The sequence below is a fragment of the Pedobacter sp. 05L430 genome (assembly GCF_056397585.1).
This window is the reverse complement of record NZ_JBFTNT010000023.1, coordinates 14372-35571: the sequence shown is the minus strand read 5'-3', so window position 1 is coordinate 35571 and position 21200 is coordinate 14372. Positions and strand designations below refer to the sequence as shown.

Below are 21200 nucleotides of genomic sequence, written 5' to 3'. Positions count from 1 at the left end.
GGCTATATGGTATATGCCAGAAACGAATACGAACTTATCGCATTCGTTTTTGTGGTTTTATACGGATGGGCAATGATCATTTCTCAGTTACGCTATAAGATAACTGACATCTACAGCATCGACTCGGGCATTGTAGGCCCTACCGAAATCAGAATTATTCTGGCCCTGATACTTATCGCTGAGGTTCTTTTCGGACACTTAATAGAATATTTTGCGGCAGCGATCTGCATCACCTTGTTTATCATTAACTTTTTAGATACCAGAAAACTGCTAAAACTTGGCGATATTCGTGACAATGCAGAGCGAGAAGCTCGTTTAGCCAAAAAAGACAGTGTTTAATGAGTAAAAAAAATGCCGTATTTGTTTTTGCCAAAGCCCAGCTTTCTGCCTTTACCGGCGGAATAGTTGACTATCTGGTAATGATATTATGCACTGAATTACTAAACATTCATTACACCATTTCTATTGCCATCGGCGGAATCGTTGGCGCAGTAGTTAACTTCTCTGTAAACCGCTACTGGACTTTTACCACTGCAAATGCAAATAAGRCCCCGGTTGGACAACAACTCATTAAATTTATATTTGTAGTTGGCGGCAGTATTTTATTAAAATCATCGGGTACCTATTTGCTCACTACCTGGCTAAAGATAGACTACAAAATAACCAGAATCATGGTTGACATCATTGTATCTCTGGGCTTTAACTACGTTTTACAGAAATACTGGGTATTCAGAAGAAAGTCTCTTTAGTCGGCTTAAATCAACCTTATCTTATTATTGAATATTTGTAATATTTTTATTTGTTTAGTTTTACTAAACAAAAATATACATATATTTAACTCCTGAAAGAAAAAAACAGCCGTGCTGTACGCGCCCATAATCCTGGTGCCTAGGCACAAATGCGTTCGAGATAACGAAGAGAACGACGGCAGCTTTAAGACGACAGATTGTTTTAGTAAAATTTTAAACCACAAATAACAAACAAATGAAAAGATTAATTATTGCCTCCTGCTTATTGTGCTTTACTATGCAGCTTAATGCGCAGGTAAAAAAAGTAAAACATGTTGTTCTAATTGGATGCGACGGATTTGGAGCCTATGCAGTACCTGATGCTAAAATGCCCAACCTAAGAAAGTTAATGGAAACAGGATCATGGTCGTTAAAAGCCAGATCCGTATTACCTTCTTCAAGCGCTGTGAACTGGGCGTCTATGCTTRTGGGTGCCGGACCAACTGAGCATGGCTTTACAGAATGGGGCAGTAAAACTCCAGAAATTCCTTCGGCTACTACCACTAAATATGGTCTGTTCCCATCTATTTTTAGCGTAATCAGAGATCAGAAACCCAACGCTAAAACTGCAGTAATTTACAGCTGGCCGGGCATTGGACCACTAGTAGAGAAAGATGCGATCAGCATTGTAGTACCAGGCAATGATAACGACGATTTTTGTGCGGATACTGCCGCCACCATTATCAAAAGAGACAAACCTTATTTCACTTTTATCCACCTTGATGAGCCAGACGGAACAGGCCACGGCATTGGACACAGGACCCCTGCCTATTACGAGCAACTTCAAAAAGTTGACATAAGAATTGGAAAGATTGTACAGGCAGTTAAAGACGCAGGCATAGAGAACGAAACCATCATTATACTATCTGCTGATCATGGCGGAACGGGTAAAGKACATGGCGGAAAATCTTTAGACGAAGTACAAATTCCATGGGTAATAAATGGCGCAGGAGTTAAAAAGAACCACGAGATTAAGGATGTAATTATCACATATGACACTGGCGCAACCATTGCCTGGATACTTGGATTAAAAGCCCCTCAAAGCTGGAGAGGAAAAGCTGTAGCAGATAGCTTTTCAGGAATATAACATAGTTGCGTCCCGGCATATATAACACAAATATAAATACGGTAAAAAACGTAATGAATACATAATAAATAAAGGATTGAAATACCCTTGCTATACCGTTGATATACCCTTGAATTACCACCAGGGTATCCCAACGGTATAGCAAGGGCAGTAATAGTAACTTAATTATGTTCTTATATTGTATGCATATAGTTATTATTATATATTCAATAGCAACTCACAATAATTGATGGTAAGTTACACCCCTCCGAATTCCAAATTTTATTTACTTTTGGATAAAACGCGAAAACCATGGAAGACGATATTATCCTAAAGATCAGCTACAGAATAAAAGAAATACGAAAAGAAAAGAACATTACCATACAAGAGCTCGCTAATAGAGCCGGAGTAAGCAAGGGCTTGATCTCCCAGATTGAAAATAACCGTACCATCCCATCGCTACCTGTTCTAATGAACATTGTACACTCCCTAAATCTTGATCTGACTGGTTTCTTTAAAGACATCTCCCCTGCCAATCATCAGGAAAAGGTTTTTGTAATCCGCGCCAGCGAATATAAACCACTAAAAAAAGAAGCAGCCAAAGGATTTAATTACCAGCGCATACTTGCCCGCAACATCCATGGAGGTCCTGTAGACTTTGTATTACTGGAACTTAAAAAAGGTGCACGTCGCAATAAAATGGTAACCACCGATGCGTTTGAATACAAATACCTGATAAAAGGAAAAATTGAATACCTGATAGAAGATAAGAACTATATTCTGGAAGAAGGAGATTCTATTTTCTTCGATGGAAGGTTAGGCCACAACCTATCTAATATTGGCGACTCTGACGTACTCATGTTAGTTGTTTACTACTTCATCACAAACGACTAATTAATACTTCCTTTCTTAAAAATAGTTTACAAATACTAAATAGTAAATCGTCGGATTTAAGCTATTGTGAACTATTTATCTTAAAATATGTCGTTTAAATACAAAAAATGACATATACAGTAACTATTATATAATTTTTTGCCTAAAATTATATATTTAAAAGTTTAGCATTTCTTAACATATTGTTTACATAAAGTGTTTACATTTGTATAAATACTAAACAATAGTATAGCCAAACTAAACTTTTAAAATATGAAAATTTGTTACTTATTAAAAAAGACAAGTCTGCTCACGGTAGTGATGTGGCTATTAACTTTCGGCATTACTTATGCCCAAAGTACAATTACAGGTTCTGTAGTTGATGAGAACAACCTGCCACTGGCGGGAGCTTCTGTAAAGATTAAAGGCAATAAAAGTGGAACGACCACAAACACCGAGGGTAAGTTTAGCATTTCTGCGCCCTCAAACACCATTCTTGTAATTAGCTTTATTGGTTACGCACCAAAAGAAGTTAATATTGGTTCACAAAACTCACTAAATGTAAAGCTTGATCCTGACCAGAGCGCTTTAGACGAAGTAGTAGTAACTGCACTGGGTATTAAAAAAGAGAAAAAACGTGTTGGTTATGCCGTACAGGAAGTTAAAGGTGAATCGTTACAGAAAGCGATTGCACCGAATGTGCTGGAGTCGCTTACGGGAAAGGTAGCTGGCTTAACCATCACCAACAATGGTGGCGACTTTTTCTCTGATCCGGGTATTTATTTAAGGGGGCGTAAACCACTATTGGTGGTTGATGGGGTTCCTAACGATACCGATATGTGGAACATAAGTTCGGACGATATAGAAAACGTTACTGTGTTAAAATCTGCGGCAGCTTCGGCACTTTATGGTTCCCGCGGAATCAATGGTGCAATTCAGATCACCTTAAAATCCGGAAAATCAATAGATAATGGCACAACAGTTTCTATCAACTCTTCTACAACCTTTCAGGGCGATTTCATCCGTATCCCCAAAGCACAAAGTCAGTACGGACCGGGAAATGCCGGCCAATACTCATTTGGTACAGGAGCAGCAGGCGGTGGCGGCACAAATGATTTCGATTATTCCATCTGGGGGCCAAAGTTCGACGGCAGATTAATTGCTCAATATGATTCACCAATTGATCCTAAAACAGGTAAAAGAATTCCTACACCTTGGGTTGCCAGATCAACTGATAATCTGGGTAATTTCATKGAAACAGGAATAGTAACATCAAATAACTTCTCGGTACAAAATCAGGGTGAGCATGGTAACTTTGTAATCTCTAACACGTACAAGTATTCAAAAGCTTCTCAACCAGGATCTAAATTAAATATTAACATTACCCGTTTACGTGGTGAATTTAAAATATCTAAATTAATTAGTCTTGAAGGTTCATTACAATATGACTACCAAAACTCAAATAATCGCTTACGCGCTGTATACGGACCCACATCAATCATCTACAACCTGGCTATTTGGGGCGGAGCTCATTTTGATGTAAGAGACTTTAAAAACTACTGGGTGCCAGGAAAAGAAGAGGTTCAGCAATACTTTGTGGAGAATTGGAGATACAATAATCCTTACGCTTTAGCTTATGCATGGCAAAAACCTTATGAAAAGAATGACATACTTGGAAATTTAAAACTAAATTTCAACATAAACAGTAAGCTTAACGCATTTATTAGAACCACATTAAATACGTATTCATTAACTGATGAGGAAAAGATAGCAGTAAGTATTTACAACTATGATATTGGTGACCGAGGCGGTCGTTATCGTTATAGCCACGACAAGATAGCGGAATCTAACACTGACCTTTTACTTAGCTACTCAGATAACTTCCTTAACAAAGATTTTAGTGTAGAAGCTACCTTAGGTGCAAATCAACGCTTTCACAATGCAGACTTCTATAGTGCTTCTACTACGCAATTAGTAGTGCCTGGAATCTATAAATTAAGCAATTCTGTTGATCAGGTTACACCAACCAGTTCAAAGTATAAAAAAGGTGTTTACAGCGGTTATGGCTCAGTTGATTTAGCCTATAAAAATTGGGTTTTCTTTGGTTTTACCGGCAGGGTTGACAATTCCTCTACACTACCTAAGAAAAATAGCACGTTCTTTTATCCATCGCTTTCACTTAGCACCGTGCTGACTGATGTTTTCACTTTTCCTAAAGCTATCAGTTTCTTAAAGCTCAGGGCTTCATATGCTAAAGTGGGCGGCGATTATGACATCAGTAACGGTACTTATCAATTCTATAATGCAACCAATGCCTACACCACAGGAAGCCGGTATCGTAATCTGCCAACGGCAACATATCCAAGCATATTGGATAATCCTGATATTTCGCCCGAATTTAACAAAAGCTACGAGTATGGAGCTGAAGCGCGCTTTTTCAATAACAGATTTGGTTTTGAATTCTCTTATTATGAGAACAATTATGGCCCACAGATCTTTACACAGCGCTTTTCTGAAACTTCTGGATATACCGGAATTCAATTAAACGGAAGAACTACTCAAAGAAGAGGAACCGAGGTTTCTATAAATGCTATACCTGTTAGAACAGACAATTTCACCTGGTCGACGCTTGTAAACTTTGACATGGGGAAAAATTATCTGACCTCTTTACCGCCCCTACCTGATGGTTCCCCTCAAACTCAGGAAGGAAGAACTAAGGTAGGTGCACGATTAGATGATTACTGGTATAATGAATGGGAAAGATCTCCGGACGGTCAGTTGGTTATTCAGCCTAATGGCTTACCAAGAAGAACAGATGTAGTGCGTTTGGTAGGAAACACACAAGCCAACTTTACATTGAGTATGGGCAACACATTTACTTATAAGGATTTTTCCCTTAACTTTTTAGTTGACGGCAGGTTTGGCGGGATAACTTACGATAGTTATGAAAGAGATTTATGGAGATCGGGCTCACACCCTGATGCTATACATCCTGAAAGGGAGCTTTCGAATATTGCGTATGCAAACGGTGGMGACCCTAAAACCATGCAAATACCGGGTGTAAAAATAGTAAGCGGAGAAATTACTTATGATCCGGAAGGAAAAGTTTTGACCGATACCAGAAAATTTGAAGCCAGTACTTATAAAGTAGATTATCAAAACTGGGCAGGTAGCTACAAAGGTGCCTGGGAAAATAATGTTATCGAAAAAACTTTTGTTAAACTAAGGGAGCTAACATTAACCTATAGCTTGCCAGCCAAGTTCTTAAAACAACGCTTTATCAAAAAAGCATCATTATCACTTGTAGGCAGAAACTTACTATACTGGACCAAGGATAAGACTTATGGCGACATGGACACCTATACGTTGAGCACGGGAGATACTGCTTTACAACATCCGGCACAACGGACATATGGTTTCAATTTAAACTTTAATTTCTAAAACTTTTGATGATGAAAAATTATATAGCAAAATCAATAGTAGTATTGATAATCATAAGCCTGACAAGTGGTTGCAAGAATTTCGACGACCTAAGGGACAATCCTAACAACCCCAACAAGGTTCCACCAAGTCTGTTGTTTACAGCAGTTATACCAACACCCGTATCGTCATTTTCTGATGAATACATAAATGCGCAGTACCATCTTTGGTCGGCTGTTGACAATGCATCGGCAGTAAGTTACCGTTTTGGCAGTGGCACTTTTAGCTATGCTACCCTTCGTAACATTGACAAGATGGAAAAGGAAGCGGCAACAACAAATGCACCGGTTTATAGCATTATGGCCAAGTTTCTACGCGCTTACAACTATGTAGAAATGACAACGAGACTTGGAGACATTCCGCTTTCGGAAGCCATGAAGGGCGCTGAAATACCACAGCCAAAATACGACACACAGAAGTCGGTATACATTCAATGCCTGAACTGGTTAACAGAGGCGAATAACGAATTAGGTGCATATATCAGCACCCATCCGGGAGAAAAAATAGCCGGCGATTTTTACTATAATGGCGATTTAAAGAGCTGGCAAAAAGCAATAAATGCGTATACAATAAGGGTATTGATATCGCTGAGCAAAAAAGCAGATGATGCAGATTTGAAGATTAAAGATCGCTTTTCAGCTATCATCAACAACCCGGCTCAATATCCGTTAATGGCTGGTTTGGGAGATAATATGCAGATTACTCATAGAGATGAAGATGGTTTTAGAGGAAATTACAATCCAAATGCCGCAGTGTATCGCGTAAGTGTGGTATTGGTTGATACTTATGTAAACTTGCTAAAAACTTATATGGATCCGCGTTTACAAAAAGTAGCAGATCCAACACCTAAGGCATTGGCCGCAAATCCAACAAACGAAACAGCTGTAAGGGAAGATTTTAACTCGTATGTGGGTGCTGATATCTCTGCAAGTGGAGCAACGAATGTTTCCAGAAAGCTGAATGGAGAAATATCTTATCCTAACGAGAGGCGCTTTTGGAATTTTATAGGCCAGCCATCTATTTTGATTGGCTATCCTGAACAGGAATTAAATATTGCCGAAGCCGCACATTTGGGATGGATTGGTACTGGCGCAAAAACCCATTACGACAATGGCATAAAAGCATCAATGGATTTTTATGGTGTTGATGGCAGCGTAACCGCTACTTATCTAACAAACAACGCTCCATATCTATTAGGTGCTGCAGGTTTAAAAAGAATACATGAACAAATGTATTTGGCCCTTGCAGAAAACTCAGGCTGGGAATCATTCTTTATGACCCATAGAACAGGAGTACCTACATATAAATTCTCTACTGAGAATAGTGTTACTAAAATTCCGGTTCGATGGGCTTACCCTACTGCGGAAGATACAGACAACAGAGCGCATTACCGAGCAGCACTAAGGTCGCAATTTGGGACAGAAATAGATGACAGAGACCAGATCATGTGGTTATTAAAATAAAGGTTAGTTTATATTAGCTGAGGGCCGTTTAAAAGCGGCTCTTTTCACTAATTTTATATGATCCAACACACACCTAAACAATACAACTACCTGAAAAACAATTTAAAGCAATAAAAACAACGTAATAATGAATAATATATCAACTCAACCCTTTTCAGCTAATGGTAAAACGTATACACCACCTGCAAAACCTATTGTGGTAATTTGCATGGATGGTTCTGCAGATGAATATCTGGATACCACAATGGCACACGATCGTATGCCTAACCTTAAAAAAATGGCTTTGCAAGGCTACAGAGGTATGGTGCGTGGTGCATTGCCGTCATTTACCAATGTAAACAACTCATCCATAGTTACAGGCGTTAGCCCTGCTGTACATGGCATCTGCGGTAACTTCTTTTATGATACTGCAAAGGATCAGGAAGTGATGATGAACTCATCGGAATATCTTAGAGCCGAAACACTTCTTGCCGCAGCTGCAAATGCTGGTCGTAAGGTTGCAGTGGTTACTGCAAAGGAAAAACTGCGCGACATCCTTTCTTACAAACTAAACGGCATTGCTTTCTCTGCAGAAAAAGCAGATCAGGCAAAACTGGATACCCATGGTATTGAAAATGCAGAACAGGTTATTGGTCACAAAACCCCTGCTATTTATAGTGCCGAAGCCAGCTTATTTGTGTTGCGCGCCGGTGTTGCATTGATAGCCAACGGCATGGCCGATTTCCTATACTTATCCTTAACTGATTATATGCAGCATACTTATGCGCCTGATACGGAAGAATCATTGGCATTTTATGAGGCACAGGATGTTGAACTAGGCAAAATGCTTGAGCTTGGTGCCATTATTGGTGCCACCGCAGATCATGGCATGAATGCAAAGGTTAAAGCCGATGGCACGCCTAATGTATTGTTTATTGAAACCATGCTTACCGAGAAATTTGGCTATGGCTTTAGGGTGATTTGCCCAATTACAGATCCTTATGTAAAACACCATGGTGCTTTGGGTTCTTACGTGGCTGTGCACATGGACGACACATCGAAGGTTAATGAAGTGAAAAACTGGCTTGCTGTACAACCAGGAGTTACCGAGGTATACGACAAAGAAACTGGATGCCGCATACTTGAGCAACCTTCAGATAGAACCGGAGATCTGTTTGTATTGTCAGCCCGCGATGTGGTTGTTGGTAAAACTGCAGCCCATCATGATTTAAAAGCATTAGATGGTACGCTGCGCTCACATGGTGGCAGGTACGAGGAAATGGTACCATTGGTAATTTCTCATCCGCTAAATGCGACCTACAAAATGAAAACACAGGGCGATCCCCGCAATTTCGATGTGTTCGATTTTACCGTTAACGGAACCCACTAAATACCCGCAGTTACAGTTTGAATTTATAGAAGGAAAATGAAAGAAGAAGATATTAATAACGCCCGCAATATTTTAAAACTGGCATCACTAATTGCCGGCAAGCCTGTTTCGTCAGGCAATCAATTGGCTGTACACAATCCTTACAATGGCGAACTGGTAGGAACTGTGGAAACAGCTGACTTAAACGATACCAATAATGCTATTGAAACCGCCCTTAAAGGTGGTGTTGCAATGACCCGCTTTGAAAGATACACTGTGCTTGATAAAGCCAGAACATTGCTTTTAGAAAGAAAGGAAGAATTTGCTCAGCTGATCACTTCCGAATCTGGCCTGTGCATTTCTGAAAGCACTTATGAAATTGGAAGGGCACATGATGTGCTTTTGTTTGCTGCTATTGAATGCCTTAAGGATAATGGACAGATCTATTCATGTGACATATCGCCCAACGGCAAACAACGCAAAATATTTACGACTTACGAGCCCCTAAAACTTGCGGTAGCCATCACCCCTTTTAATCACCCGCTAAACCAGGTTGCACACAAGATTGCTCCTGCCCTTGCGGCCGGAACTCCGGTGATTTTAAAGCCATCAGAAAAAACACCTTTAACGGCCATTCGCTTTGTAGAGTTATTGTATGAAGCGGGCTTACCTCCGTATATGTTGAGTGTTCTTTTAGGAGACACCAAAGTGGTTTCAGAAATACTGGTACAAGATCCAAGGATTGATGTGGTTTCTTTTACTGGCAGCGTTGCTGTGGGTAAACTGATTGCCAAAACGGCCGGCTACAAAAAGGTAATCCTGGAGCTGGGCGGAAATGACCCGCTGATAGTTCTTGAAGATGCCGACCTTGATTTGGCAGTAGAACTGGCCGCTGAAGGATCATTTAGAAACTCAGGTCAACGCTGCACTGCCGTAAAACGGATTCTGGTACACGAAAGCGTATCTGAAGAGTTCACCAAACGTTTTGTCGAAAAAGCTAAAGGATACACCTGTGGTGATCCTTCTAGCTCCGCAACCAGAGTTGGGACAGTTATAGATGAACAATCGGCCGTGTACCTGGAGGATGTTGTAAACAAAGCAGTTGCGCAAGGTGCAAAAGTGCTGCTTGGTGGTAAACGTACTGGTGCCCTATTGGAACCAACTGTGATTACCAATGTACCAAGAGACGCTCAAATGGTAGTCCAGGAGTCTTTCGGCCCACTTGCTCCTATTTTAACTTTCAAAAACATAGCCGATGCAATTGAACTTTCAAATTCTACTGCCTTCGGCTTATCATCAGGAGTGGTTACCACAAACATGGAACATGCCATCCGTTTTGTAAAGGAACTTAAAGTAGGTACGGTAAATATTAATGAAGTACCCGGATACCGCATAGAAAATTCTCCATTTGGAGGAATTAAGGATTCGGGTTTAGGTATAAAAGAAGGAGTAATTGAGGCCATTAAGTGCTTCTCTTATGTAAAAACATTTTCAATGCCCTGGTAATTATGACAAAGAATATTCAATATGATTTAATAGTGGTGGGCTCAGGTATACTGGGTACTTTTCACGCGTTACATGCTTTGAGGTTAGGTAAAACAGTACTGCTTACAGAAAAAGATCAATATCCTGTAAATGCTACGGTACGGAATTTTGGACAGGCAGTAGTATCTGGTATGTCGTCTGACTGGTTTGATTACGCGAGGAGATCAACCGAACTGTATCAGGAAATACAGCAGGAAGCCGACATCAGTGTACGTAACAACGGCACTGTTTATCTTTCTTCTGATGATGATGAAACTCAGTTACTGCACGAGCTAAAAGAAAGGATGGATGCCATAGATTATGAAGCTAATTTGTTATCTGTAGATGATTGTTTAGCGAAATGGCCATCATTAAAAAGAGAATACTGTAAAGGTGGGCTGTTCTTTCCACAGGAAGTAAGTGTGGAGCCAAGCAAGCTGATTTACCAGTTAATTGAATATGCTGTTGCTAAATACCCTAAACTTACTTACATGCCTTCAACGGCAGTTTTAGATTGCGTTGTGGCAGGTGATCATGTTGAAATTACAACTGCTACCCGGCAAACATTTACTGCAGAAAAGGCTATCATTTGCAATGGAGGGGAGTTTAAACTGCTGTTTGCAGACCTGTTTAAACAAAGCGGGATCATATTAAGCAAACTCCAGATGATGAAAACTGTACCAATGCCTGAAGTACAATTGGAAGGAAATATCCTAACAGGCTTGTCTATCCGCAGGTATGAGTCATTTCAGGAATGTCCATCGTTCTCCGGAATTTCTACTCCTGAACATTATAAAGAATGCCAGAAATGGGGAATTCATATTCTGTTTAAGAAGGCAGTAGACGGTTCCATTATAATTGGCGATTCGCATGAATATGCAGACGTAAACCATACAGATGATCTTGGTTTTGGCATTAACAGCCATATTAACGAACTGATGTTAACCGCAGCACAAGAGATTGTAAGCTTTGATGTACGTAAAATAGCATCGACCTGGGCTGGCTTTTACCCTCAGCACAACAGCAAGCATATTGTGGAATACGATATTGAAGACCGGATACATATCCGAACTGCAATTGGAGGCAAGGGCATGACGTCATCGGCCGGATATGCAGAAGCAAGTATAAAAAAGATTTACAACTAGGCAGACTCAGATAAACTCTACGATCAATCCTTATGAAGCGAATAAACCATTTAATGGCCAACTCGAAACTCTTCTTTATTATCTGGTGTATGCTTGCCGCCTTTGGCACTTACTTTTGCATGTATGCTTTTAGAAAACCTTTTACCAATGGAACCTATACAGGGATAACACTCTGGGATCTTGATTACAAAGCGATCTTAATAATTGCGCAGCTTATGGGCTATATGCTTTCTAAGGTAATGGGCATAAAGGTAATTTCGGAGCTTAAGGCATCTGGCAGAAAAAAACTAATCATTTTTCTTATTCTTTTTGCGGAGGCGGCACTCCTTCTTTTTGGAGCAGTACCGCAGCCCTACAATTTCTTTTTTCTGTTTTTAAATGGCCTTCCACTCGGCATGGTTTGGGGAATTGTGTTTAGCTATCTGGAAGGCAGGCGCTTTACAGAAACACTGGCCATGGGATTAAGCATTAGCCTGATCTTTTCATCGGGGATGATCAAAACAATCTATTTTACCGTACATGAATGGGTACCACTAGTTTCAGAATTCTGGATGCCTGCATTGATAGGCGTACTTTTCTTACCGCTGTTTCTCACTTTTGTCTGGATGCTTTCGGTGATTCCCGAACCCACTGAAACCGACAAGCTATTGCGTGTTGAACGTTTACCGATGAATGCTGAGGATAAACGTTCGGTGATGGCAGAATTTGGCTTCGCGATTTTTGGCATTGGTTTGATCTATATGATGCTGACCACCATGAGGGATTTTAGGGATAATTTTTCTGTCGAGATCTGGAATGAAATAGATATTCATTGGGATAAGGGTGTATTATCATTAACAGAAACGATTTCCGGAATTATCGTTTTAATTGCCATAGGTAGTCTTTCGATGATACGCAACAACATACGCGGTTTTTGGGCTACGCAATATCTGATTGCCCTTGGCCTTGTACTTAGTGGTGGTAGTACCCTGTTTTTCCAACTGCATCTGATAAGTCCTTTTTGGTGGATGTTACTGGTAGGAATGGGGATGTTTTTAGCTTACACTCCTATTCAGGTAGTGCTGTTCGATAGGATGATCGCTTTATTTAAGATCAAGGCCAATGCGGGATTTTTTGTTTACATCTGTGACTCGGCAGGATACCTGGGCAGCGTATTCTTACTGCTTTACAAAGAATTTTTCATGAAGGATTTAAGCTGGTGCAAGGTATTGATTCGGTTCAGCTATACACTTACAGTGGTTTGCCTGATCCTATTGGTTATGGTATCTGTATTTTTTAACCGTAAAATTGGCATTAAAGGTCCGATTACCGGGGTATTAGACAGAAAGGTTTAAAACTGGATCATAACTCCTCATTCCTAGAAACCGAATGATCTCTTGGTTATGCTAATTGCGTAGTAGCTAATTCATAGTCAAGAGGTCTCTACTGTTCTCGAGATGAAGACAGGTTATTTAAAACTGGCCAGATAAAGAAAAGCCGTAAGCCTTGTTTTGATACATGGGCACCACACTAAAATTAGAAGCTTGCTTACCCATGATCAGCTTTTTTAAATGTGGGTATACCAGGTAACTTATTTTGGTTGACAAAATACCGAAGCCTGCTCCTGCTACCACATCACTAACCCAATGCCTGTTGTTGTATAATCTAAAAACACCTGTAGCACCGGCAACGGCATATCCGGCATACCCTATCCACGGCGATACATCTTTATATTCCTGTTTTAAAAACTCCGCTGCCGCAAATGATGTTGCGGTATGCCCCGAAGGGAATGAGTTGTTGGTACTGCCATCAGGACGAAGCCTGTTTGTAGTAGATTTAACAATAAGTGTAGAGGCTTTCATTAATCCAAAAGAGATTGCATAAATACCTGTAGCATCTGCAAGATTATGTCGGCCTTTTACACCCGATAGATTTAAGGCATAAACCGCCGCTGCGGGAGCATATTGCATAAAATTATCGGCATGTACGGAAAAGAAAGGGTGATCTTCCTGTAATTCATTACGGGTACTTACATCCAGGTCGTGTACAAAATTATTACCACCTCCCATTGCTCCGTATGCAAGAAACACCGCCGGAATGATAAAAGGTGCAACTTTAAAGGTATTCTTTTTTTGAGGCAGTGAGTCTGTTTGACCGGAGTACTGCGCGAAACTGCAAAAAGGTAAACAAAGGACAATTACAAAGCCGTACTTCATCTTARACATCTTCTTATTTATTAAATTCTTAATCAAAACTAAACACCAAATTTGGAGTAACTCTGAAGTTCCCCTTCTAAAAAACTCACCGTAAAAATGTGTTGTGAATTCTGATAAGCATAATTTAACTTAAAATGATATAAGTTGCAAATTTGATTGGATATAGCAAGGCCTAAGCCCATTCCTTCTGAGGCAGTATTTTTATAGAATCTTTCAAAAACCTTATCTGCAATCAACGCTGTATCTAAACCGGTATTACTAACGATAAGTTGGCTATCATTTAATTGAATAAAGATCTGGCCGTCTTTATAGTTATGACGGATGGCATTACTAAGCAGGTTATTGATCAACATATCTGCAAGATGCTTGTTCATATTGATCTGCTTGTGAGCAAGGTCTGTTCTAAGGTTTATGTTATGCAGTTGAAGCAGCTCCTGGAATTGTCTTGTTTTTTGCCTGATCAAGTTATCCAGCGGAATCGTTTCCTGATCTGCTATCAGATTATTCTCGATCTTAGYAAGCATCAGTAAGGTTTGGTTAAGACGAGATAACTTGCCTACTGCAACATAAATATCTTCTATAAGCTCGCCTTGTGAATMACTGAATGTTTCTGTTTGAATCAGTGTATCTAGTTTGGAGTTTATTACCGCCAGAGGAGTCATCATTTCATGAGACGCATTGTCTGTAAAACTCTTCAATTCCCTGTAATCTTGTTTTACACGCAAGGACATGGTTGCAACTGCCGTATTTAACTCTGCAAATTCATCGATTTTTGTTGATTCTATTCTGATATCATTTTTATCTGCCAGATTAAAGGCTTTCATTTGTAGCAGTATTCCATAAAAAGGCTTCCATATATTATTGAGAATAAACCTATTGATTAACAACAGGGTGATTAGAAGCAAAATAGTTACGCTAAGGGTTATTAAAACTATTATTCTAACCAGATCTTCAGACTCTACTCTGGATTTTGTTACCGTAACAGAATATAATTTCCCATTTACTTCTACCGTATAAATGAGGCTTCTCCCTGGTTCAATCTTTTGTTCTGATTTATTAAAATAATCATTATAGAAATACCTGCGTTCAAAATTATGACCAGAGTCAATAAGGCTATAGCTTACCTTTTGTTCTTTAAAACTACCTGCTTGTGGCAATTTGCCATTGGCTTGCACATAGGCAACAATTTCATCTTCTTCGATTTCCAGATCCCTATCCAACTGATCTGTCAGGATATAATGGATTACCGAATAATAGATTACCCCAGTAAATACAAAAACAATAATAGAGGCAATTAAGGTGACCCTGTTATATTTTGCGGATAACTTCATACATTTTCAAATTTGTAGCCTACACCATACATAGATTTGATGTAATCTTTGCATCCTGCTTCTACCAGCTTTTTCCGTAGGTTTTTAATGTGGGTATAAATGAAATCGAAATGATCGGAAAGGTCAATCTCATCACCCCATAAGTGCTCTGCTATTGCACTTTTGGTAGTTACCTTGCTATGATTTGCAATAAAATAAACAAGTAGATCATATTCCTTACGGGTAAGGATTAACACATTATCTCCTATCTTCACACTCATTGCCTGCGTATCAATATGTATTTCATTAAAAGTGATAATGTTGCTGCCATTATAACTTTTTCTGCGAACTATTGCTGTTACCCTTGCTTTAAGTTCCGACAGGTGAAAGGGCTTTACAAGGTAATCATCAGCACCAAGGTTCAATCCATCAAGCTTATCATCAAGCGAATGCCTTGCAGAAATGATAAGTACCCCGTCTTTTTTATTGATCTTTTTAATTGCACGCAGAATCTCCATCCCATCGCCGCCCGGTAGTGTTAAATCTAAAAGAATACAATCATAATTATAGATGTTAACTTTCTCTATTGCCGATTTATAGTCTGCTGCGGTTTCGCAAATATTACCTTCATCTGTAAAATAAGTGATAATACTTTCGCGCAATGAGCTTTCATCTTCTATCAATAATATTTTCATTCTGGAGATGTTAAAAAATTAAATGTAGTAAATTAATAAGGCAGTTTATGGTCTTTATAGAGTAAGTTTATCATGCTGGGCAAAACGATAAGCAGTAAGGGCATAGCAACAATAAAACCACCAATAACAGCTATTGCCAATGGCTGATGGAGTTGCGCCCCGGCTCCAATACCCAATGCAAGAGGCATCAGTGCAATTATAGCTCCGAGAGCCGTCATTAATTTTGGACGTAATCGCGTTGAAATGGCATAAACAATGGCATCCTGAACTTTATTTTCCCTACAGGACTCTTTAAACTGCAGGAAGGTAAAAATTGCATTTTCGCCTATTATACCTATGATCATAATCAGGCCTGTATAGCTCCCCACGTTTAGGGCCGTATGAGTTAAAAACAATGCCAAATAACTACCTGAAATACCCAAGACAGCTATAAATAATATAACAGTAGCAATTTTAAAATCTTTAAACAGAAATAAAATAACGGCAAATACAAGCAAGCTTGAGGAAACCAGGATCACAAGGAGTTCTTTAAAAGATTGCTGTTGCTCTGCATAAGCGCCACCATATTCGATATGATAACCAGCAGGCAAATGAATACTGTTTGAAACCTGCTGCCGGATATCCTGAATTGTGGTTCCAAGATCCCTGTTTTCAAGACGGGCCGTTACTACACCCATTGCCTGCAGATTCTCCCGTTCAACCTCTGCTTCTCCGGCATTTATATCGATAATTGCCAGATTAGTGATTGGTACCAACTTACCATCGGGCAAGAATATCTGCATTGATTTAATTCCTTCTACATTATATTTTCTGCTGTTTGGATAAATAAGCCTGATGGTTGAGAGTTGCTCTTTTTCGAGAACAGCGCCAGCAGAATTTCCTTCTAAAGCCATTTGCAATTGATACTGAAAATCGGCTACACTGATACCGTATTGTGCAAGCTGGCTATAAATGGGCCTCACATCAATAGAGGGCCCGGCTATGATAACGCCATCAAATACATCCGCAGCACCCTTAACCTTAGAGACAATAGCAGCAACAGCTTTAGAAAGGGTCGTAAGCTTTGAGTGATTATCTCCAAAGATTTTAATTTCTACGGGCTGGGTTGAACTCATAAGATCGCCAAGCATGTCGCCAATTACCTGTCCGAAATCTATTTCGAGAGAGGGTTGGCTAGCAGTTATCTTATTACGGATTTCGCTTATCACCTCTTGAGTTGTTCTGCTGCGTTCTTTTTTAAGCTGAATAAGGTAGTCTCCATTATTGGGCTCCGTAATAAAGAAGCCCATTTGGGTACCTGTTCTTCTGGAATAAGTTTCTACATCAGGAATTTTTATAATGATCTGCTCTACTTCTTTCAACATCCTGTCGGTTTCCTGAAGAGAGGTTCCCGGCGGAGATTTGTAATCGAGTACAATACTACCTTCATCCATCTCAGGTAGAAATCCTGTTTGGAGTTTTGGCAGTATGAGTATAATAACTAGAATAAGTACCACTATTGCCGCAAAACTGAACATCGGTTTTTTGATAAACCACATTACCCATGCCTGATTTTTCACAGTATGGACTTGGGTTTGTTTCCTTCCCGAAGGTTTTACCTGTTTACCTAAAAGCAGGTATACTACAGGCAAACAGATCCAGGTAACAAAAAAAGAACAAATCAAAGCAATGATCATGGTGTTGGTCATCACCTTGAAATAGGCACCAGCTACTCCTGTCATTAGTAAGAAAGGAATAAAAATAACTATAGTACTAAGTGATGAGCCCAGCATCGCCTGAAAAAGATATCGGATTGCTTTATGAACCAGATCATCGCTTTCCAGCTCCGGATATTCCTCATGAGTTCGATGAATTTGCTCCACTACTACAATTGCATCATCTATAATTAAACCTATTGCGGCAGCAATAGCCCCAAGAGTCATTATATTTAGGGTATAACCAATGCTATATAATACAATTACCGTTAAACAAAGCGTTAGCGGAATGGTAATAAGAATAGTACTGCTGGCCCTTAATGACCTCAAAAAGATGATTGCAACAATAATTGCAAGGCCTAAGCCTATCCAAAGGCTATCGGCTACACTTTTCACAGAATCGTTAACAAAATCGGCCTGTATGTAATAAGGCTTGATGCCTACTCCAGGAGGTAAAATGCTTTGTAAAAGCTTAATTTTTTTCTCCATCTCCTGAGTAAGGGTAATCAGATTGGCCTCGGGCTGTTTAATAACCGCAATCAATACAGCATCATGACCATTTGCATTGATTTTGGTATACTCTACCCCTTCTTGTATGCTTACCCTGGCGATATCTTTAATTTGGATAGCTCTATGTCCGTTATTGCTAACAACAACATCTTCCAAATCCGACCTGGTTGTTACAGCCGCATCTGTAATGGTTAAGTACAATAGTTTATAATCTGAAAGATATCCGTTTGAGCGGATGAAATTGGTTTGACTTAAAGCAGTATTTACCTGCTGAGGAGTGAGGTTGAGCGAACTCATTTTATTTTTATCCAGTTCAACCCAGTACTCCTTAGCCTTTCCGCCGCTCACACGCACTTCCGCCACTCCCTCAACCTGAGAAAGGAAAGGTTTGATGGTATAAGTGGCTATTTCACGAAGTTCAATTGGAGACTTACTATGACTTTCGAGTGTATAACCCATTACCGGTAATATGGAAGGGTTCATTTTTTCAACCGATATGTTGATATCAGGAGGCAGTGCGTTCCTGATCTGATTGATTCTGGATTCTATGCGTTGCTGGCTCAAGTCAATATCCGTATTCCAGTTCATAAACGCAGATATTTCGCAGCTCCCTCTACTTGTAGTACTTCTTACCAACTTTAGTCCGGGTACTTGCTTAACTGCGTTTTCAAGCGGTCTGGTAACTGTTACCATCATTCTGTCAACAGGCTGAAGGCCCGCATCAGCAATTATCTTTATTTTAGGAAATGTGATCTCCRGAAAAAGTGAAGTCTTTAGGTTCTCATAAGCAATAACACCACCAAACATAATTATGGTCAGAATTATTATAATTGGGTTTTTATGAGTCAGAAAGAAATTCTTCATTTGTGGTTGATCATAATTTTAGCCGTATCGGGTAAACCGTAATTACCAGTAAGAATGAACCTGTCATTAGGTTTAAATAAGGGGGATTTTATTTCAACATAACTTCCTGTTTCCAGCCCCTTCTGAATATTTACTTTTACCGCCGTAGTGTCATTCATTAGCTTCATTACCCAAAATTCATCCTGGGTTTCGTTAGTAAGAATGGATTCTTTGGGCAAAGCAATTGGATTTAGCGATTCTGATCGGACTAATTTCACCTTAGCTATAAGCCCTTCTGGAATTAGCTGTTGCGTTTTTACTTGAATGATGACCCTTTGGGTTTGCGATGCAGAATCGACCAAAGGCAGGGAACGGCCCATTTTGCCAGCTAACTTTTGTCCGTCAGGTAATGTTACTTGTAATGCTTTTTGATTTTTAATGATTCCCGTTAGTTCATAAGGCAAATCCATAAGAAAAACAAAACTATTTAGGTTAGTGATTACTGCCAACTGCTCCCCTTCCTGTACATAATCGCCTTTTTGGTGACTTACCTCTCCTACAAAACCAGCTGTATTTGCCGTAATTCGGGTTAGGCCGGTAAACTTAAAACTAGGATCAAGGCTATTAATGGCATTCCCTATGCTTCTGGCCTCTTTGGTAATCACCGTAAATAATGGTTGCCCCCCTTTTACATAGTCGCCTTTTTTTACATTTACAGTTTGCAAATAGCCATTTGAGCTCGCCTTTATAATCCCTTTCTGTTGAAAGGTTGCCGTTGCATTTAATTCAATATAATCGCTTAATGGTGCATGGCTTATCTGGGTAACACTTACCGGAGTTTTTGGATCGGGTGTTTTATCCAACTCACGATTATCCAATGTAGCGCTTGAGTTGCATGCACTCAGAATTAAGCAAATTGAAGCTAAACCCAATGTCACTGTATAATATGGCTTACTACTCATCTTTTTGTTTACTAATTGTTCCAATAGTTTAGTTGATTAATTAGCTGAAGCCTGGATATATTAACCTGCCGAAGCATATATTGGGTATTGAGGTAATTATTTATGGCTATTACATAATCTGCGATAGTGATGTCGCCTGTTTGCAGCAATTTGCTGTCTACATTTATCAAGCCCTCAGTGAATTTAATTTGCCTGGTAATTTTAGCCTGCAGCTCCTGGGTGCCTTGTAGTTGTTGAACAAGCTGATTAACCTGCTGCTGATACTGCCGGGTAAAAAATTGCAGATAATCTTGCCTCGTGTTTTCCTGTATTTGAAGCTGTGTATGCTTCATTTTACGCTGACCACCATCATAAACCGGCACAGAAACACTAAAACCTACACTTGTTCCAAAATTTTTATATGGCTGTAGGATGAAGGATGAATTGTAGCCCCCATTTATATAAACACTTGCCTGCGGTTTGTAATTCAGATCAATCTGCTTTTTATCATTCAATAATTTTAAGCTATCTATTTTATAGCCTTTGATAAAAATGCTATTGCTTAATCCGGTAAGCTGTGTGGCTGTTAGTACGGGTTCTTGCAATACGGTAACACTAGTATCTATAATGCCACTCAAATAATTTAAACGTGCAAAATCATTCTTTAACTGTATGCTGGTTTGGCTCAGCTGCAATTCCTGCTGCTGCAAGGTAACCAGAAACGCAAGGTAATCTGCTTGTTTGTATACACTCTTTTGGGCAAGTACTTTTAACACCTTTTCTTCTTTTTGCAGGAGCTGATAAACTTCAAGATAAAAATCTCTTTGTTGCTGATCCGTATAGGTTGTTATGTATTGTTCGGTGATAGATTTTTTAATGTCTTGCCGGGAGATTTCTGAAGCCGCATTTATTGAATCAGAATGTAATATAATTCCTTCTAACTGAATATCTCGTCTACTTTTACCGATAATATTCTGGTTTGCAGTGATCAGCGCATCGAATGTTTTGCCATTACTAAGCGCATTATCATAACCATAACCGTTAATAACAGGCGCATAACTTCCTGTAGAACTGGCAGTAACCTGAGGCCTGTATCCGGCTCTTAGTATGGCACTATCCGTTTTATCAGAAAGCAGCTGATTCTTAAAATCTTTGAGCAAAGGACTATTGGTCAATGCTTTTTGAATGTAATCATCTACCTTTTTATGCTGTGCCTGACATAAAAATATCCCTCCGCTGTAACTTAAGAGTGTTAATAGCAAGATCGAAGATATTTCCCTTACGCCTTTTATCATTTACAACCAGATTTTTCACTGTATGAATAT

The 21200-nt window shown here is 39.5% G+C and carries 15 protein-coding genes and 1 pseudogene; 10 read left to right on the top strand and 6 right to left on the bottom strand.

The window, feature by feature from the left end:
* The 10 genes and pseudogenes from AC1DG9_RS06760 to AC1DG9_RS06715 all read left to right on the top strand — a co-directional run.
* Nucleotides 1-339: pseudogene (locus AC1DG9_RS06760) on the top strand (CDP-alcohol phosphatidyltransferase family protein); the annotation flags it as partial.
* Nucleotides 339-749, top strand: coding sequence for a GtrA family protein (locus AC1DG9_RS06755; RefSeq protein ID WP_477634441.1), 411 nt, complete (start codon nt 339-341; stop codon nt 747-749). The pseudogene AC1DG9_RS06760 and the gene AC1DG9_RS06755, both read left to right, overlap by 1 nt.
* A 235-nt stretch (nt 750-984) precedes the next feature.
* A complete protein-coding gene (locus AC1DG9_RS06750; RefSeq protein ID WP_477634440.1) occupies nt 985-1875 on the top strand; it encodes an alkaline phosphatase family protein in 891 nt (296 codons plus the stop codon).
* Between the two features lie 291 nt (nt 1876-2166).
* Nucleotides 2167-2748, top strand: a complete 582-nt coding sequence (locus tag AC1DG9_RS06745) for a helix-turn-helix domain-containing protein (RefSeq protein WP_172660646.1) — start codon at nt 2167-2169, stop codon at nt 2746-2748.
* 252 nt (nt 2749-3000) lie between these two features.
* Nucleotides 3001-6168, top strand: coding sequence for a SusC/RagA family TonB-linked outer membrane protein (locus tag AC1DG9_RS06740; protein WP_477634439.1), 3168 nt, complete (start codon nt 3001-3003; stop codon nt 6166-6168).
* A gap of 11 nt (nt 6169-6179) precedes the next feature.
* The gene (locus AC1DG9_RS06735; protein ID WP_477611748.1) at nt 6180-7670 is read left to right on the top strand and encodes a SusD/RagB family nutrient-binding outer membrane lipoprotein; all 1491 of its coding nucleotides are present in this window, start codon (nt 6180-6182) and stop codon (nt 7668-7670) included.
* Nucleotides 7671-7797: 127 nt separating this feature from the next.
* Nucleotides 7798-9039: a phosphonoacetate hydrolase gene (gene phnA, locus AC1DG9_RS06730; RefSeq protein WP_172660649.1), complete on the top strand. Its 1242-nt coding sequence runs from the start codon at nt 7798-7800 to the stop codon at nt 9037-9039.
* Nucleotides 9040-9075: 36 nt separating this feature from the next.
* Nucleotides 9076-10524: a phosphonoacetaldehyde dehydrogenase gene (gene phnY / locus AC1DG9_RS06725; RefSeq protein WP_337715355.1), complete on the top strand. Its 1449-nt coding sequence runs from the start codon at nt 9076-9078 to the stop codon at nt 10522-10524.
* Nucleotides 10525-10526: 2 nt separating this feature from the next.
* The gene (locus tag AC1DG9_RS06720) at nt 10527-11687 is read left to right on the top strand and encodes a TIGR03364 family FAD-dependent oxidoreductase (protein WP_172660651.1); all 1161 of its coding nucleotides are present in this window, start codon (nt 10527-10529) and stop codon (nt 11685-11687) included.
* 32 nt (nt 11688-11719) lie between these two features.
* A complete protein-coding gene (locus AC1DG9_RS06715; RefSeq protein WP_172660652.1) occupies nt 11720-13021 on the top strand; it encodes a DUF5690 family protein in 1302 nt (433 codons plus the stop codon).
* Nucleotides 13022-13138: 117 nt separating this feature from the next.
* On the opposite strand, the gene AC1DG9_RS06710 is transcribed toward AC1DG9_RS06715, so the two are convergent.
* The 6 genes from AC1DG9_RS06710 to AC1DG9_RS06685 are packed head-to-tail and all read right to left on the bottom strand — an operon-like array spanning nt 13139 to nt 21170.
* Complete coding sequence (locus AC1DG9_RS06710; RefSeq protein ID WP_477634438.1) at nt 13139-13882, bottom strand: phosphatase PAP2 family protein; 744 nt, start codon at nt 13880-13882, stop codon at nt 13139-13141.
* Nucleotides 13883-13920: 38 nt separating this feature from the next.
* Nucleotides 13921-15213, bottom strand: a complete 1293-nt coding sequence (locus AC1DG9_RS06705) for a sensor histidine kinase (protein ID WP_477634437.1) — start codon at nt 15211-15213, stop codon at nt 13921-13923.
* The gene (locus tag AC1DG9_RS06700) at nt 15210-15887 is read right to left on the bottom strand and encodes a response regulator transcription factor (RefSeq protein ID WP_288880736.1); all 678 of its coding nucleotides are present in this window, start codon (nt 15885-15887) and stop codon (nt 15210-15212) included. Before AC1DG9_RS06700 ends, AC1DG9_RS06705 begins: the two co-directional genes overlap by 4 nt.
* A 32-nt stretch (nt 15888-15919) precedes the next feature.
* On the bottom strand, nt 15920-18955 hold the full coding sequence (locus tag AC1DG9_RS06695; protein ID WP_477634436.1) for an efflux RND transporter permease subunit: 3036 nt from the start codon (nt 18953-18955) through the stop codon (nt 15920-15922).
* On the bottom strand, nt 18952-19920 hold the full coding sequence (locus AC1DG9_RS06690; protein WP_337715361.1) for an efflux RND transporter periplasmic adaptor subunit: 969 nt from the start codon (nt 19918-19920) through the stop codon (nt 18952-18954). The genes AC1DG9_RS06695 and AC1DG9_RS06690 overlap by 4 nt, the downstream gene beginning before the upstream one ends.
* Nucleotides 19908-21170 carry a TolC family protein gene (locus AC1DG9_RS06685; protein ID WP_337715363.1) on the bottom strand — a complete coding sequence of 421 codons (1263 nt, stop codon included), beginning with the start codon at nt 21168-21170 and terminating at the stop codon, nt 19908-19910. Before AC1DG9_RS06685 ends, AC1DG9_RS06690 begins: the two co-directional genes overlap by 13 nt.
* Nucleotides 21171-21200 lie beyond the last annotated feature (30 nt).